The 15336-nt window shown below is 74.0% G+C and carries 15 protein-coding genes; 12 read left to right on the top strand and 3 right to left on the bottom strand.

The genetic code is table 11. The features are described from left to right. Positions 1-41: 41 nt before the first annotated feature. Both recR and ACFT5B_RS06475 read left to right on the top strand, forming a co-directional pair. A complete protein-coding gene (recR, locus tag ACFT5B_RS06480; RefSeq protein WP_386797171.1) occupies positions 42-641 on the top strand; it encodes a recombination mediator RecR in 600 nt (199 codons plus the stop codon). Between the two features lie 13 nt (positions 642-654). After that, positions 655-1212: a DUF5063 domain-containing protein gene (locus ACFT5B_RS06475; protein ID WP_386797230.1), complete on the top strand. Its 558-nt coding sequence runs from the start codon at positions 655-657 to the stop codon at positions 1210-1212. A 32-nt stretch (positions 1213-1244) separates the two neighbouring features. On the opposite strand, the gene ACFT5B_RS06470 is transcribed toward ACFT5B_RS06475, so the two are convergent. Both ACFT5B_RS06470 and ACFT5B_RS06465 read right to left on the bottom strand, forming a co-directional pair. Continuing rightward, the gene (locus ACFT5B_RS06470; protein WP_386797170.1) at positions 1245-2411 is read right to left on the bottom strand and encodes an ABC transporter permease; all 1167 of its coding nucleotides are present in this window, start codon (positions 2409-2411) and stop codon (positions 1245-1247) included. Further along, on the bottom strand, positions 2408-3439 hold the full coding sequence (locus ACFT5B_RS06465; protein WP_386797169.1) for an ABC transporter ATP-binding protein: 1032 nt from the start codon (positions 3437-3439) through the stop codon (positions 2408-2410). Before ACFT5B_RS06465 ends, ACFT5B_RS06470 begins: the two co-directional genes overlap by 4 nt. Positions 3440-3567: 128 nt before the next feature. Here ACFT5B_RS06465 and ACFT5B_RS06460 point away from each other — a divergent pair, with 128 nt between their 5' ends. From ACFT5B_RS06460 to ACFT5B_RS06415, 10 genes are all read left to right on the top strand, one after another. Further along, complete coding sequence (locus ACFT5B_RS06460; protein ID WP_386797168.1) at positions 3568-4500, top strand: alpha/beta fold hydrolase; 933 nt, start codon at positions 3568-3570, stop codon at positions 4498-4500. Then, entirely contained in the window at positions 4497-5282 is a 786-nt protein-coding gene (locus ACFT5B_RS06455) for a sulfite exporter TauE/SafE family protein (RefSeq protein ID WP_386797167.1), read from the top strand. Before ACFT5B_RS06460 ends, ACFT5B_RS06455 begins: the two co-directional genes overlap by 4 nt. A 203-nt stretch (positions 5283-5485) precedes the next feature. Next, entirely contained in the window at positions 5486-6838 is a 1353-nt protein-coding gene (locus ACFT5B_RS06450; protein ID WP_386797166.1) for an aspartate kinase, read from the top strand. 14 nt (positions 6839-6852) lie between these two features. Then, positions 6853-7938 carry an aspartate-semialdehyde dehydrogenase gene (locus tag ACFT5B_RS06445; protein WP_386797165.1) on the top strand — a complete coding sequence of 362 codons (1086 nt, stop codon included), beginning with the start codon at positions 6853-6855 and terminating at the stop codon, positions 7936-7938. Positions 7939-8091: 153 nt separating this feature from the next. Next, positions 8092-9222, top strand: a complete 1131-nt coding sequence (locus ACFT5B_RS06440; protein WP_386797164.1) for a M24 family metallopeptidase — start codon at positions 8092-8094, stop codon at positions 9220-9222. Positions 9223-9236: 14 nt separating this feature from the next. Next, positions 9237-10172 (top strand): ribonuclease Z, encoded by a 936-nt coding sequence (locus ACFT5B_RS06435; RefSeq protein ID WP_386797163.1) that lies wholly within the window; start codon positions 9237-9239, stop codon positions 10170-10172. Positions 10173-10244: 72 nt separating this feature from the next. After that, positions 10245-10649, top strand: a complete 405-nt coding sequence (locus ACFT5B_RS06430) for an EthD domain-containing protein (RefSeq protein WP_386797229.1) — start codon at positions 10245-10247, stop codon at positions 10647-10649. Further along, positions 10646-11389 (top strand): glutamine amidotransferase, encoded by a 744-nt coding sequence (locus tag ACFT5B_RS06425; RefSeq protein WP_386797162.1) that lies wholly within the window; start codon positions 10646-10648, stop codon positions 11387-11389. Before ACFT5B_RS06430 ends, ACFT5B_RS06425 begins: the two co-directional genes overlap by 4 nt. Before the next feature lie 117 nt (positions 11390-11506). Continuing rightward, positions 11507-12457 (top strand): zinc-binding dehydrogenase, encoded by a 951-nt coding sequence (locus ACFT5B_RS06420; protein ID WP_386797161.1) that lies wholly within the window; start codon positions 11507-11509, stop codon positions 12455-12457. 407 nt (positions 12458-12864) lie between these two features. Further along, positions 12865-13959, top strand: a complete 1095-nt coding sequence (locus ACFT5B_RS06415; protein WP_386797228.1) for a 3-deoxy-7-phosphoheptulonate synthase — start codon at positions 12865-12867, stop codon at positions 13957-13959. Positions 13960-14089: 130 nt separating this feature from the next. On the opposite strand, the gene ACFT5B_RS06410 is transcribed toward ACFT5B_RS06415, so the two are convergent. Continuing rightward, positions 14090-15289, bottom strand: a complete 1200-nt coding sequence (locus tag ACFT5B_RS06410; RefSeq protein WP_386797160.1) for a DUF4232 domain-containing protein — start codon at positions 15287-15289, stop codon at positions 14090-14092. Between the last annotated feature and the right edge of the window lie 47 nt (positions 15290-15336).

Below are 15336 nucleotides of genomic sequence, written 5' to 3'. Positions count from 1 at the left end.
GCCGGACCTCGCGGGTGGGCGGCGGCGCATAGGCTTGCGGGGTGTACGAAGGCGCGGTCCAGGACCTGATCGACGAGCTCGGCCGGCTGCCCGGCGTCGGGCCCAAGAGCGCGCAGCGCATCGCGTTCCACCTGCTTGCCTCCGACCCGGCGGACGTCCGCCGGCTCACGGACGCCCTCACGCAGGTCAAGGAGAAGGTCCGTTTCTGCGAGAGCTGCGGCAACGTCGCCGAGGACGTGCAGTGCAAGATCTGCCGCGACCCGCGGCGCAACCCGAGCGTCATCTGCGTGGTCGAGGAGCCCAAGGACGTCGTCGCGATCGAGCGCACGCGCGAGTTCCGCGGGCGCTACCACGTGCTCGGCGGGGCCATCAACCCCATCGAGAACGTCGGGCCGGACGACCTGCGGATCAAGGAGCTGCTCACGCGCCTCGCCGACGGCACGGTCACCGAGGTCATCCTCGCGACCGACCCGAACGTCGAGGGCGAGGCCACCGCCACCTACCTGGCGCGGCTCCTGACGCCCATGGGGGTCCGAGTCACTCGCCTCGCGTCCGGCCTCCCGGTGGGCGGAGACTTGGAGTACGCGGACGAGGTCACGCTCGGCCGTGCGTTCGAGGGCAGGAGGGTGATCGGTGCCTGACGTGACGCCCACGATGGCGCCCGAGGAGCTCGCCGAGGTCGCGGCCTCGACGAGCCGGCACGCCCGCGCGTTCGTCGCGACGGTCGCCGAGGTGGCGTCGGGCCGAGCGGTCGACGCGGCCATCCCGCTGCTCCTGCTCGCCACGTCCGACCTGCTCGCGTGCGGCGCGCGGCTCGGCGCGATGGTGGACGTCGTGCCGTCGGAGCGCTTCGAGCCGGACACCGGCCCCGACCTCGATCTCGACCCGCTGCGGATCGGGCTGGCGCGCGTCCTCGACGGGCTCGACGGCTACGTCGAGGTCGTCGACCCCGTGCTCGGGCCCGAGACCGGGCAGGCGTCGCTGTCGGCGGACCTTGCGACGGTCGCCGACGCCCTCACCCAGGGCATCGCCCACGACGACGCGGGCGACCGCGTCGAGGCCCTGTGGTGGTGGCAGTTCTCCTACCTGTCGAGCTGGGGCGAGCGCGCGTCGTCCGCGCTGCGGATGCTCCAGCTCCTCCTCGCGCACCTGCGCCTCGACGTGGACGACGACGTCGCCGCCGAGGCCGAGTACGACGCCCTCCAGCCGTAGCGGTCGGGTCGCACCCGGTCCCCGGCGAACGCTCAGGCCACGCGCGTCCCGCGGGGGAGCGCGCCCTGCGGGATCCGCAGCCGGCGCACGGTGAGCCAGACCGCGCCGGCGCCGAGCAGCAGGTCCGCGCCGAGGCCCCACGGCCAGACGGGGGCGGTGGACCCGGGCTGCACCCCGGCGTCCGCGCCGTCGCCGCACCAGTCCTCGCGGTCGGCGGGCCCGCTGCGGGCTTCGCGGACCCCGCTCCGGATCGCCTGCAGCGGGTCGGGCACGCCGTACCGGGCCGCCCCGGGCGCCGACGGCGCCGCGTCCGCGACGACGACGAACGGGTTGGCCGCCAGCAGCCACCAGGTCCGCTCGGTGTGCGACCGGGTCTCGGACTGGGTCGACCAGGTGCAGGACGCGTCCGCCGTGTAGTCGTTCACCCGCACCTCGTCGGTCTGGGTGATCAGCGGGAACGTCAGCCCGAACAGGACCACGGTGCCGACGGTGAGCGCCAGCACGGTCAGGTAGGTGAGGAGCGCGGACGCCGTCGTGCGGGACACGAGCGCGGAGAAGCCGAGCCCGATCGCGCACACGACCCCGAGCAGCACGACGAGCAGGACGAGCGTGACGGCGAGCGAGACCACCCGCACCCCGCCCGCCGCGAGCGAGACCACCACGAACGGCAGCGCCACGACGAGGAACGCGACGGCCGCCGTCCAGCCGGCGAGCAGCTTGCCGACCGCGATCTCCGCCGGGCTGAGGAGCGTGACCTGGAGCGTCGCGAGGGTGCCGGCGTCCCGGTCGCCGTTGATCGCGCCCGCACTGAGCGTCGGCGCGACGAGGAACCCGGCGAGCATGACGAAGAACACGATCAGGCCGAAGATCAGCGGCCCGCGCGGCACGTGGAACGTCATCTCGAGCTCGGACGAGAAGGCGTCGGTGCCGTCCGCCGAGTACCCCGCGTAGTCCGGGCCGACGAGCTGCGCGGAGGTGCGGAACGTCAGCCACGTGACGAGGACGCACACGACGAACCAGGCCCCGAGCGCGACCCGCCAGCGCGTCGACCGGACGCGCTGGCGCAGCTCGAGCTCGACGACGGTGCGGACGCCGTGGCGGCGCAGCGTCCAGGTGCCACCCGGTCGGGGCGGCCGGTGGTGCTCGGGGGCGCCCGGCGTCGCGCCGGGCTCCGGCGTGACCTCGACGACGTGGCTCATCGACGTTCCTCCTCGAGGGACAGGTAGACCTGCTCCAGGGCCCCGTTCGCGGGGGAGACGGACACCAGCGGGACGCCCGCGAGGACCGCGGAGCGCAGGAGCTCGGCGGCCGACTCGTCGTCGTCCAGGTCGACGCGGACCGAGCCGTCGTCGGGGGCGGCGGAGAGCCCGGGCTCGGGACCGTCGTCGGCCCCGCGGCGATACGTGACCCCGGTGTCCTCGAGCCAGGAGGTGAGGACGACGGGGTCGAGGGCACGGAGCCGCCACGTCCGGCGCTCGCCCGTCGCGGCGGCGAGCGACGCCTCGCGGACGGTGCGGCCGCGCGAGAGGAAGACGGCGTCGTCGGCGAGCTCGTCGAGCTCGGTGAGCACGTGGCTCGAGACGAGGACGGTGCGCCCCTCCGACGCGAGCCGGCGGAGCAGGATGCGCAGGTCGACGCGCGACCGCGGGTCGAGCCCCGAGGCGGGCTCGTCGAGGAGGAGGACCTGCGGGTCGTGCACGAGCGCGCGGGCGAGGCCGAGGCGCTGCTTCTGCCCGCGCGAGAGGACACGCGCCGGGGCGTCGGCGAGGTCGTCGAGGTGGACGAGCCGCAGCAGCTCGTCGGCGCGTGCACGCGATCGTGCCGGCGGGAGGAAGTACGCCGCGCCGACCGTCGTCAGCACCTCGCGTGCGGTGAGCGAGTCCCAGGTGCCGAACGTGTCGGGCATCCAGCCGGTGCGCCCCCGCGCCTGCACGTTCTCGGCCACGGGGTCGTGGCCCGCGACGGTGAGCGTCCCCGCGTCCGGGACGAGGAGCCCCGCGAGCATGAGGAGGAGGGTCGTCTTGCCGGCGCCGTTCGGGCCGACGAGCGCGGTCACGCGGCCGGGGCGCGCCTGGAAGCTGACCGAGTCCACGGCCCGGACCGACCCGAACCCGCGCCGGAGGCCGACGGCGACGATGCCGTCGGACGCGGCGCCGTCGGCGATGCCCGGGGGAAGAGCGGGACGGGTGGTCGGTGGACCCGGGGGCGACGCTGCGGCGCGTGACATGGCGGGAACCTACCGCCCGTGAGAGCTCCCCGAGAACGGCACGCCGTGGAGGTTCGGTGCAGGGTCGGAACGGATCGTCCTGCGGCCGGCGTCGATGCCGGCCGACAACGTTGCCTAGGCTTCGTGCCGTGGCTCTTGACGACTCCCTCCTCGGCTCCGCAGCCCCCGCGCTCCCCGACGTGCCCCGGGTCGCGCCCTACGGGGACCGCGAGGTCCCGGACGGGGTCGAGGTCGTCGGGCTGGACGTGCCCGCCGGGCGGCTGACCGCGCTGGTCGCCGCGCCCGCCGGTCAGGTGCGCGGGGCCGCCCTCCTCGTCCCGGGGTTCACCGGGTCGAAGGAGGACTTCCTGCCCGTCCTGCGCCCGCTCGCCGACGCCGGCTGGCTCGTGCTCGCCTACTCGCGCCGGGGCCAGCCGGACTCGGTCATGCCCGCCGGCAGCGACGCGTACGCGGTCGAGCGGGAGGCGCGCGACGTGCTCGACGTCGCCGGGCTGCTCCGTGAGCGACTCGCCCCCGGCCTGCCGCTCCACCTGCTCGGGCACAGCTACGGCGGGATCCTCACGCGGGCCGCGGTGCTCGTCGACCCCTCGCCGTTCGCCTCGTACACCATGTTCTGCTCGGGACCTCACGGCTGGGCGCTCGGGCCCGACGGCCGCGCGGTCTCGGTGGACGACGTCGTCGGCTCGGTCCGGGAGAGCGTCGGGCTGGCGCGCGCGGCGGTGCACGGGCCGCTCGTCGACCTCACGCCCGCCCAGCGGTTCGAGACGCGCCGCCTCGCCGACGCCCACCTCGAGGGCCTCGAGGCCAGCGCCGTCACGCTGCAGCTCGTGCCTGACGCCACCGACGAGCTCGCGGCCGTCGCACGCGCCCACGCGCTCCCGGTGCACGTCGTCCACGGCGACGCGGACGACGCGTGGCCGATCGCCTGGCAGCGCGAGATGGCGGAGCGACTGGGGGCGCGCTACACGGTCGTGCCAGGCGCCGGGCACAGCCCCCAGAACGACCAGCCGGCCGCGACCGCCCAGGTCTGGTCGGAGTTCTGGGCGGGCGCGGCGTCGTGAGCGTCGGAGGGCTCGACCTCGACACCTGGACGATCGTGCTGGTCGTCGTCGGCGGGTTCGTCGCCGGCTGGGTCGACGCCGTGGTCGGGGGCGGCGGGCTCGTGCAGCTCCCGGTGCTGCTCCTCGTGCCGGGCATGAGCCCCGTCCAGGCGCTCGCGACCAACAAGCTCGCCGCGATCATGGGGACCTCGGTGTCCGCGGCCACGTACTACCGCCGCGTCGGCCCGGACCTGCGCACCGCCGGTCCGATGGCCGCGACCGCGCTCGTCGGGGCGTTCGGCGGCGCGGCGCTCGCCTCGCACATCCCCGCCTCGGCGTTCAAGCCCGTGATCCTCGTCGTGCTCGTCGGCGTGCTCGCCTACACGCTCGCGCGGCCGCGCCTCGGCACCCACACCGAGCTGCGCTGGTCGGGCAACGGGCACCACTGGGCGGCCGCCGGGATCGGCCTGGTGATCGGCGCCTACGACGGGCTCCTCGGCCCCGGGACCGGCACCTTCCTCGTCCTCGCGTGCGTGAGCGTGCTCGGGTACGCGTTCCTCCCGGCGTCCGCGATCGCGAAGATCGTCAACTTCGCGACCAACCTCGGGGCGCTGCTGTTCTTCGTGCCCTACGGGGCCGTCGTGTGGGGGCTCGGCCTCATGGTCGGTGTCGCCAACCTGTGCGGCGGGTACCTGGGGGCGCGGACCGCCGTCGCCAAGGGGAGCGCGTTCGTGCGCGTGGTGTTCGTCGTCGTCGTGGGGACGCTGATCTGCAAGCTGGGCTGGGACGTGCTCCACGGCTGACCGCGGGGTCGTTGCACTGCTGCCGAGCACGCGGTCTTCGCCCGTCCGCCCTCGCGGACGGGCGGGGACCCCGTGCCGGGTGGGCGGGGATCCCGTGGGCGGACATCCGGTCGGCTCTCGACGGCGCCCGTTAGACTGGCGACGCATCACACGCCCCGGCGGGCCGTTGAAAGAGACGGAGGCCGGCGACATTGGAGCAGACAGTGGCACTTGTCGTGCAGAAGTACGGCGGTTCGTCCGTGGCGGACGCCGAAGGAATCAAGCGGGTCGCGAAGCGCATCGCGGCGACCCGGAGGGCCGGGAACGACGTGGTCGTCGTGGTCTCGGCGATGGGCGACACGACGGACGAGCTCCTCGACCTCGCCCAGCAGGTCACCCCCCTTCCCCCGCAGCGCGAGCTCGACATCCTCCTGACCGCCGGCGAGCGGATCTCGATGTCCCTCCTCGCGATGGCGATCAACAACCTCGGGGTCCGGGCCAAGTCGTTCACCGGCCAGCAGGCCGGCGTCATCACCGACGCCGTGCACGGCAAGGCACGGATCGTCGACGTCGTCCCGCACCGCATCCGGGAGACCGTCGAGCGCGGCCAGGTCGCCATCGTGGCCGGGTTCCAGGGCGTCACAGAGTCGACGAACGACGTCACGACGCTCGGCCGCGGCGGCTCCGACACCACCGCGGTGGCGCTCGCGGCCGGCCTCGACGCCGACGTCTGCGAGATCTACACCGACGTCGACGGCGTGTTCACCGCCGACCCGCGCATCGTCCCGAGCGCCCGGAAGATCGACCGCATCACGTACGAGGAGATGCTCGAGATGGCGGCGTCGGGCGCCAAGGTGCTCGCGCTGCGCAGCGTCGAGTACGGCCGCCGGTACGGCGTGCCGATCCACGTCCGGTCGTCGTTCTCCGCGAAGGAGGGCACGTTCGTCAGCGCCAACGCGTACGGCGTCGTGCCCGCCGCTACCTCCACCACGTTCGCCGCACCCTCCGCTCGTGCCCTGAGGGCACCCTCCGACCTCGTCCCCGAGGAGCTCGCCATGGAAGCCCCGATCATCTCCGGCGTCGCGCACGACCGTTCAGAGGCCAAGATCACCGTCGTCGGCGTGCCCGACGTGCCCGGCACCGCGGCCCGCATCTTCGAGGTCGTCGCCGGGTCCGGCGCGAACATCGACATGATCGTCCAGAACGTGTCCGTCGCCCGCACCGGCCTCACGGACATCTCGTTCACGCTGCCCGAGGGCGACGGGACCGTCGCGATGACGGCGCTCACCGCCATCCAGGCCGAGATCGGGTTCGACTCGCTCCAGTACGACGACCAGATCGGCAAGCTGTCGCTCGTCGGCGCCGGCATGAAGTCGCACCCCGGCGTCTCCGCGAAGCTGTTCGGGGCGCTGCGCGACACGGGTATCAACATCGAGATGATCTCGACGTCCGAGATCCGCATCTCCGTCGTCACGCGCGCCGACGACCTCGACGACGCCGTCCGCGCCGTCCACTCCGCGTTCGACCTGGACGCGTCCACCTCCGAGGCCGTCGTGTACGGCGGCACCGGGCGCTGAAGGGAGCCGCGACCATGAGCAACCCGAACCTCGCAGACGGCCTGACCGTCGCCGTCGTCGGCGCGACCGGACAGGTGGGCGGCGTGCTGCGCCGCCTGCTCGACGAGCGCGACTTCCCCGTCGCGAAGATCCGCTACTTCGCGTCCCCGCGCTCCGCCGGCACGACGCTGCCCTGGAAGGGCGAGGACGTCGTCGTCGAGTCGACGCCCGACACCGCCACCGAGGACCTGCGCGGCATCGACATCGCGATCTTCTCCGCGGGCGGCGGCACCTCGAAGGAGCACGCGCCGCGGTTCGCCGAGGCGGGGGCCGTCGTCATCGACAACTCGTCCGCGTGGCGCATGGACCCCGACGTGCCGCTCGTCGTGTCCGAGGTCAACCCGGGCGCGCTCGGCGAGGCCCGCAAGGGCATCGTCGCGAACCCGAACTGCACGACGATGGCCGCGATGCCCGTGCTCAAGCCCTTGGCCGACGCCGCCGGGCTCGAGCGGCTCGTGATCTCGACCTACCAGGCCGTCTCGGGCGGCGGGCTCGCCGCCGTCGAGGAGCTGCGCTCGCAGCTCGCCGCCGCCGAGGGCCAGGACCTCGTCGGGCTCGTCCACGACGGGTCCGCGGTCACGCTGCCCGCGCCGGAGAAGTTCGTCGCGCCCATCGCGTTCGACGTCATCCCGCTCGCCGGGTCGATCGTCGACGACGGGGAGGGCGAGACCGACGAGGAGAAGAAGCTCCGCAACGAGTCCCGCAAGATCCTCGACCTGCCCGACCTGCCCGTCGCCGGGACCTGCGTCCGCGTGCCCGTCTTCACGGGGCACTCGCTCGCGATCCACGCCGAATTCGCGCGGCCCCTCGCACCGAGCGAGGCCCGCGACCTGCTCGACGGCGCACCCGGGGTCGCGCTCGCCGACGTCCCGACGCCGCTGGCCGCGGCTGGGCAGGACCCGTCGTTCGTCGGGCGCATCCGCCGTGACCAGTCCGTGCCCGACGGGCGCGGGCTCGTGCTGTTCGTCTCCAACGACAACCTGCGGAAGGGTGCGGCGCTCAACGCTGTGCAGCTCGCGGAGCTCGTCGCTGCGCGGCTGGGGGAGAGGGCCTCGGCCTGACGGCGGCCTGGCCGTCGGTGCGGTCGGCGTCGGCGCGGTCGGCGTCGGCGCCGAGCAAGCGGGTCCGGCGTCGAGCAAGCGGGATCTTCCTTCTTGCTCGGCGCGGAACCCGCTTGCTCGGCGCGTGCTGCGTTGCGGTGGTTCGCTGGGACCATGCCCGACGACGTCGCACCCGCGCCTTTCACCGCCGACGACTTCGCCGCCCGCCAGCAGCGCGCGCTGCAGGAGGCGGTCGACGCCGGGCTCGACGGCGTCCTCATCACGCCCGGGCCGGACCTCGTCTGGCTCACGGGGTACCAGCCGACCGCGATCACGGAGCGGCTGACGCTCCTCGCGCTCACCCCGGACCGCGAGCCGACGCTGCTCGTGCCGCGTCTCGAGCGGGGCGACGCCGAGGCGGCCGCGGGCGCACCCGCCGTGACGTTCGCGGACTGGTCGGACGGCAGCGACCCGTACGCGGCGGCGTCGGGCCTGCTGCGACCGGACCGACGCTACGGCGTCTCGGACTCCGCGTGGGCGCTGCACCTCCTCGGGCTGCAGGGCGCGCTGCCCGGCTCGTCGTACCGCGCCCTCACGGACTGCCTGCCGATGCTGCGCGCCGTCAAGGGGCCGGACGAGCTGGTCCGGCTCGCCGCGGCGGGCGCGGCCGCCGACCGGGCCTACGAGGAGATCGTCCACGTCCGGTTCGCAGGACGACGCGAGACCGAGGTCGCCGCGGACCTCGCCGACCTGCTCCGGCAGTTCGGGCACGAGCAGGTGGACTTCACCGTCGTCGGGTCGGGGCCGAACGGCGCGAACCCGCACCACGAGGCCGGTCCGCGGGTGATCGAGGACGGTGACCTCGTCGTCCTCGACTTCGGCGGCCTCCGCTACGGGTACGGGTCGGACACCACGCGCACCGTGAGCGTCGGGGAGCCGAGCGCGAAGCAGCGGGAGGTGCACGACGTCGTCCGCGCGGCCCAGCAGGCCGGGGTGGACGCCGTCCGGCCGGGCGTCGCGTGCCAGGAGGTCGACCGGGCAGCGCGAGCCGTCATCGAAGACGCCGGGTACGGGCCGCAGTTCCTCCACCGGACCGGGCACGGCATCGGCGTCACCACCCACGAGCCGCCCTACATGGTCGAGGGCGAGACGCAGCCGCTCGTTCCGGGGATGTGCTTCTCCGTCGAGCCCGGGATCTACCTGGCCGGCGAGTTCGGCGTCCGGATCGAGGACATCGTCACGGTCGCCGACGACGGCGCACGGCGGCTCAACAGCACCGACCACGGGTTGCGCGTGGTCGCGTAGGCGAGACTGTCGACGTGCCAGCGCGTGAGCTCGTCGTCCTCGGGACCGCGAGCATGGTCCCCACGCGGGAGCGCAACCACAACGGGTACCTGCTGCGCTGGGACGACGCGGGGATCCTGTTCGACCCCGGCGAGGGCACGCAGCGGCAGCTGACGCGGGCGGGTGTCTCGGCGTCGTCGATCACCCGGATCGCGCTGACGCACCTGCACGGCGACCACGCTCTCGGCCTCCCGGGCGTCGTCCAGCGGCTCAGCCTCGACCAGGTGCCGCACGTCGTCCCGGTGTGCTTCCCGGCGTCCGGGGCGCCGTGGGTCGAGCGGCTCGTCGACGCGACCGTCTACCACCGGGCGGTCGAGCTCGACCTCCAGCCGCTCGGCGACGACGGGCTCGTGCCCGGTGGCCCCGGACCGGGTGCCCGGACGCCCCTCGCCGTCACCGCCCGCCGGCTCGACCACACGATCGAGGCGTTCGGCTACCGCGTCGACGAACCCGACGGGCGCCACCTGCTCCCCGAGCGGCTCGACGCCGTCGGGCTGGCCGGCCCCGCCGTGGGGCGGCTCGTCGCCGACGGCGTCGCGGCCGGGGCCGACGGGCGGACGGTCCGCGTCGAGGACGTGAGTACCGTGCGACGAGGGCAGTCGGCGGCGTTCGTCCTGGACACCCGGCTCTGCGACGCCGCGTACGCGCTCGCCGAGGGCGTCGACCTCCTCGTCATCGAGTCGACGTTCCTCGACCGCGACGCCGACGCGGCCCGTCACTACGGGCACCTGACCGCGCGTCAGGCGGCGACCGTCGCGGCGGAGTCGGGGGTCCGCAGCCTGGTGCTCACGCACTTCTCGCAGCGCTATCCCGACCCGGCCGAGTTCGAGCGCGAGGCGCGCGAGGTGTTCGACGGCGAGCTCACCGTGGCGCGGGACCTCGACCGGGTGCCGGTACCGCGCCGGGTGTGAACCACGGCCCTGGAGGTGCGACGACCCGCGGGCCGCGACGCCCCGCGCCTCGGATAGCGTGGTTCCGTGCTGATGACCGTCGCCCTGCTCACCGCCCGTGACGGCCTGGACCGTCGCGACTTCGTCGACTACTACGAGAACCATCACGCCCCGTTCATCCTGAGCTTCCCGCTGCGACCGCTCCGCTACAGCCGGAGGTATCTCCCCGATCGGTCGGAGCGCCGGTTCTCCGCCGACTTCGACGTCGTCACCCAGATGGCGTTCGCCGACGAGCAGAGCTACCGGGCCTGGCTCGGGGTCGTCCTGGCCGAGGGGTCAGGGGTGGCCGAGGACGAGGCGCGGTTCCTCGACCGCTCGCGGACCCGCTCGTGGAGCGTCGAGGTGCACGGCGACGCGATGCCGGGTGAGGACGGGATCGAGCCGGGCGCCGCAGTCCTCCTGCGACCGGAGTCGGGTCCGCCTACGCTCGCCGGATGAGGCCGTTCGTCCTGCTGGCGACGCGGACCGACGACGCCGTCGCGGACGCGGAGTACGACGCGTTCCGGCGTTACGGCGGGCTGTCGGAGGACGGGCTGGTCCGCGTCCGGCTGGAGGAGCGGCCCCTCGCCGAGGCGCTTCCCGGTTTCGATCCCGCCGCGTACTCAGGCCTGATCGTCGGCGGCGGTCCGTTCAACGCGAGCGACCCGCCGGACGCGAAGTCCGACGTCCAGCGCCGGGTCGAGGCGGAGCTGGGCGAGGTGCTCGACGACGTGGTGGCCCGGGACCTCCCGCTCCTCGGCGCCTGCTACGGGGTGGGGCTGCTGGGGACGCGGTTCGGCGGCGTCGTCGACGGCACGTACGCGGAGCCCATCGGCGCGGTCCCGGTCACGCTCACGGACGAGGGGCGCGCCGACCCGCTGCTGCGTGGCCTCCCGACGACGTTCGACGCGTTCGTCGGGCACAAGGAGGCGTGCGCGTCGCTGCCGCCCGGCGCGGTGCTCCTGGCGAGCGCCCCGGGGTGCCCGGTGCAGGTGTTCCGCCTGGGCCGGAACGTGTACGCGACGCAGTTCCACCCGGAGCTCGACGTGCCGGGCATCGTGGAACGGATCCGCACCTACCGCTACGAGGGCTACTACCCGCCGGCCGAGGTGGATGCCGTCGTGACGTCGGTCGAGGGCGCGGACGTGACCGTGCCGGGGCGGATCGTGGCCCGGTTCGTGGAGTTCTTCGCCCGCTGACGCCCGCCGCCGTGACCCATCTCATGCCATGAACGGCCACCGAAAGAGTCACGAATCAGTAAACTGGTGGTGCGCGGCGCGCCATCTCCACGGCGTGCCGGTGAGAGGAGAGACACCATGCGCGCCTGGCAGTTCACGCACACCCACGAGCCGCTCGTCCTGGACGAGGTCCCCGAGCCGGCCGCCGGCCCCGGTCAGGTGGTGATCGACGTGAAGGCCGCCGGGCTGTGCCACTCCGACGTGGGGCTCCTCGAGGACGAGGGCTGGCTCGCGCTGCTCGCGAAGCAGCCGATCACCATCGGGCACGAGGTCGCGGGCGTCGTCGCCGCGGTCGGGGACGGGGTTGTGAACTGGAAGGTCGGCGACCGCGTCGGTGTCTGCCCGACGACCGACGCCGGCGCCCCGGGCTACGCGTTCGACGGCGGCTTCGCGGCGAAGATGGCCGTCGACGAGGTCGCCCTGGTCCGGATCCCCGACACCGTGTCGTTCGCGGAGGGTGCGGCGGGCACCGACGCGGGGATGACCAGCCACCACGCGGTCATGGCGACCGGCGGCGTCACGAAGGGAACCAAGCTCGGCGTGATCGGCTTCGGCGGCCTCGGCCAGATCGGCGCTCGCATGGCGGTGCTCGCAGGCGCCGAGGTCTACGTCGCCGAGATCAACGAGGCGGTGTGGGACAACGCGCGCGCGGCCGGCGTGAAGGACGTCCGGACGTCGATCACCGACTTCGCCGACGCCGGGCTCGACGTGATCGTCGACTTCGCCGGGTTCGGCACCACGACGGCCGACGCGATCACGGTCGTCCGGCCGGGCGGGAAGGTCGTGCAGGTCGGGATGGGTCGGCTCGAGTCGACCATCAACACGCGCGATCTCATCACGAAGGCCGTGACGCTGGTCGGGTCGGTGGGCGGGACCAAGGACGACGTGCAGGGCGTCTACGACGTCCTCGCCACCGGCGAGCTCGACCCCGTGATCACCGAGATCACGTTCGACGACATCCCCGACGGCATCCAGCGTCTCGCCGACGGCAAGGTCGTCGGACGGCTCGTCGCGACGTCCGGGTTCTGACCCGCCCCCGTCGCCCACGCGACCACAGCGCACCCCGGGCCACCGCGCCCGGGGTGCGCTGCGTCGTCGGGCGCGCGGCCACGGGCTGAGACGGCCGGGCGGGCGCCGAAACGCCCGTGCTACCGTGCTGGACGTGATCAACCGTTGGTATTGGCGCTTTACGCCGGCTCCGGGTGGAGCCTGGCGGGCCTGCGCCTGACCAACGACCCCCGGAGCCAGCACAGGGCCTTGGACGCGATGCGTCCGGGCCCTTCGTCGTTCAGACGGGCCGGCTCGGGCGAGCCGGTGAGCGGATCCCGGCTGGACGGCGACGAAGACAGACCAGCCGACAGCCGAGCGCAGAACCCAAGGAGCCACTCGCCATGACCACCACCCTCGAGGCCGCAGACGGCAGTACCGTCGACGACATGAGCGCGGACCCCACCCGTCCCGAGCTGCAGGCCAGCACCAGCGACCTGCGCATCCGGGAGATCGACGCCCTTGTCCCGCCGCGCGACATGCTCGACGAGCTGCCGCTCGGGACGCGGCGTTCCGACCTCGTGACGCAGTCGCGCCGGGAGATCCGCGACGTCCTCACGGGCGAGGACGACCGCCTGCTCGTGATCGTCGGGCCGTGCTCCATCCACGACCCGGTCGCGGCGCTCGACTACGCCGGGCGCCTCGCGTCCGTCGCGCACGAGCTGGCCGACGACCTCCTCGTCGTCATGCGCGTCTACTTCGAGAAGCCCCGCACCACGGTCGGCTGGAAGGGCCTCATCAACGACCCGCACCTCGACGGTACCCACGACGTGCGCCACGGGCTCCGGCTCGCGCGCGAGGTGCTGCTGGGCGTCCTCGACGCGGGCGTCCCCGCGGCCACGGAGTTCCTCGAGCCGACGAGCCCGCAGTACATCGCCGACGCCGTGTCGTGGGGCGCGATCGGCGCCCGCAACGTCGAGAGCCAGGTGCACCGGCAGCTCGCGTCCGGGCTGTCCATGCCGGTCGGCATGAAGAACGCGACCGACGGCGACGTCCAGACGGCCGTCGACGCGTGCGTCGCGGCGTCGAGCGAGCACACCTTCTTCGGTCTGGCCGCGGACGGCCGAGCGGCCGCCGTCGAGACGACCGGGAACCCCGACTGCCACGTCATCCTGCGCGGCGGCCGCGGCGGCCCCAACTACGGTGCCGACGACGTCGCGTCCGCGCTCTCGGTCGCCCGCGCCTCGGGCCTGGGCGGTGCGGTCGAGCAGGGCGTCGTCGTGGACGCGAGCCACGGCAACTCGGGCAAGGACCACGTCCGGCAGGCGGAGGTCGTGCGGGAGCTCGCCGCCCGTCTCGCGACGGGGGAGGCCGGGGTCACCGGCCTCATGATGGAGAGCTTCATCGAGGCGGGCGCGCAGGCTCCGGCGCCCAGCGGGCTCGTCTACGGGCAGTCCGTCACGGACAAGTGCATCGACTGGTCGACGACGGCCGACCTGCTGCGCGAGCTCGCCGGCTCGGTCCGGGCACGCCGCTCGCTCTGAGCGCTTGCCGGCTTGTCAGAAGCTCACGGCAGCAGAGTGCGTCGAGCTTCTGACAGGTCGGACTGCAGCGCGGCTTGTCAGAAGCTCACGGCAGCAGAGTGCGTCGAGCTTCTGACACAGGGCGCGGGTGTCAGCCGAACGTCGAGGTTCCCGGCGCCCACGCGGTGACGGTCGCGCGGCCTCCGTCGAGCAGGTCGAGGTCCGTCGGTGGGTCGCTGATCGCGCCCGGCTCCGGGACGACCGAGGTGACGGGCCGGGTCGTCGTCGGCGCGCCGGGCGCGACGGCGAGGCGGACCTCGGCGCTGGTCGCGGGGACGTGGCCGGTCGAGTCGGGCGCCGTCGACGACGCGTCCCACGACACCACCGCGAGCGCCCGCCCGTGCGGCGGTACGACGACGCGGTGTGCGCCCGCGTCCGTCGCCATGTACGAGCCCCCGTGGGTGACGTGCACGTCGAGGCGCTCGTGCGTCAGGGTCCCGAAGCCGACCGTGGGGTACCCGTCGAGCGCGCAGGGGGCCTTCGACGCGTTGGTCGCCCCGACGACGAGCGCCCGATGACCGAGGCCCGCGTCCTGCCCGACGAGCGTGAGATCGAGGTCGCCGGGGCGGCAGGTCGGGGCGGTGGGGTCGTCGGTCCAGCGGGCGCTCGCGTCCACGGCGACGTGGGCCGGGGCGTCGGCGATCGCGAGGGTCTTCCCGCCGCCGCGCACCGTGACCTGCTCGACGGGCATGCGGCCGGCTCGGGCCACGTCCGCGACGGGCGCGAGGTCGGACGCCCGCGCGACCTGCACCTCGACCGGCCCGCCCGCTGCCCTGACCCCGACGACGCCCGGGGTGAGGGCCAGGCGGTAGGCCGCACGCATCGCCTCCGACGCGAGCGGGAGGCCCGCCGGGCCGGGGGTCGTCGCGTCCTCGGTCGGCGTCCACGCCAGGACACGCACGTCCGCGTGGGCCGGGGTCGCCGGGGCGAGCCAGATCTCGGGCATCCCGGCGTCTGCCTGGGCGCCTGGGGTGGCCGTTGCACGAGTGGTCTGGGTCTCGTCCACGAGCCTGCCGACGAGCTCGGCCGTGCCCTGTGCGCCACGGCTCACGTCGTTCACCACGACGACGCGAGGTCGTCCCGACGTGGGCCGCTCGACCGTCGCGTCGCTGACGCCGGAGAGGGTGCGGGCCCGTGCCGCGACCAGCTCGGCGAGGTCGGCCGCCGCTCCGGTGGTGGTGCCGGTCCGGGGTGCGTCGCGAGTCGCGGGTCCGGAAGCGCAGCCCGCGAGCGCCAGCGCCGCGACGACGACGGCGGTTCCACCTGCGAGGACGGTTCGGGAGCGGCGCACCCGCCCACCCTACGAAGCCGCGCGCCGTCGTCGTCGGGGCGAGTTGT

Source organism: Luteimicrobium sp. NPDC057192 (assembly GCF_042670205.1).
Classification (GTDB): domain Bacteria; phylum Actinomycetota; class Actinomycetes; order Actinomycetales; family Cellulomonadaceae; genus Luteimicrobium.
The sequence above is the reverse complement of the archived record's forward strand: the minus strand, read 5'-3'. Positions and strand labels throughout refer to the sequence as shown.

Coding starts and splice junctions, on each gene's coding strand:
- ACFT5B_RS06475 (WP_386797230.1), top strand. CDS start 655: ATGGCGCCCGAGGAGCTCGCCGAGGTCGCGGCCTCGACGAGCCGGCAC.
- ACFT5B_RS06470 (WP_386797170.1), bottom strand. CDS start 2,411: ATGAGCCACGTCGTCGAGGTCACGCCGGAGCCCGGCGCGACGCCGGGC.
- ACFT5B_RS06465 (WP_386797169.1), bottom strand. CDS start 3,439: ATGTCACGCGCCGCAGCGTCGCCCCCGGGTCCACCGACCACCCGTCCC.
- ACFT5B_RS06445 (WP_386797165.1), top strand. CDS start 6,853: ATGAGCAACCCGAACCTCGCAGACGGCCTGACCGTCGCCGTCGTCGGC.
- ACFT5B_RS06440 (WP_386797164.1), top strand. CDS start 8,092: ATGCCCGACGACGTCGCACCCGCGCCTTTCACCGCCGACGACTTCGCC.
- ACFT5B_RS06430 (WP_386797229.1), top strand. CDS start 10,245: ATGACCGTCGCCCTGCTCACCGCCCGTGACGGCCTGGACCGTCGCGAC.
- ACFT5B_RS06425 (WP_386797162.1), top strand. CDS start 10,646: ATGAGGCCGTTCGTCCTGCTGGCGACGCGGACCGACGACGCCGTCGCG.
- ACFT5B_RS06420 (WP_386797161.1), top strand. CDS start 11,507: ATGCGCGCCTGGCAGTTCACGCACACCCACGAGCCGCTCGTCCTGGAC.
- ACFT5B_RS06415 (WP_386797228.1), top strand. CDS start 12,865: ATGAGCGCGGACCCCACCCGTCCCGAGCTGCAGGCCAGCACCAGCGAC.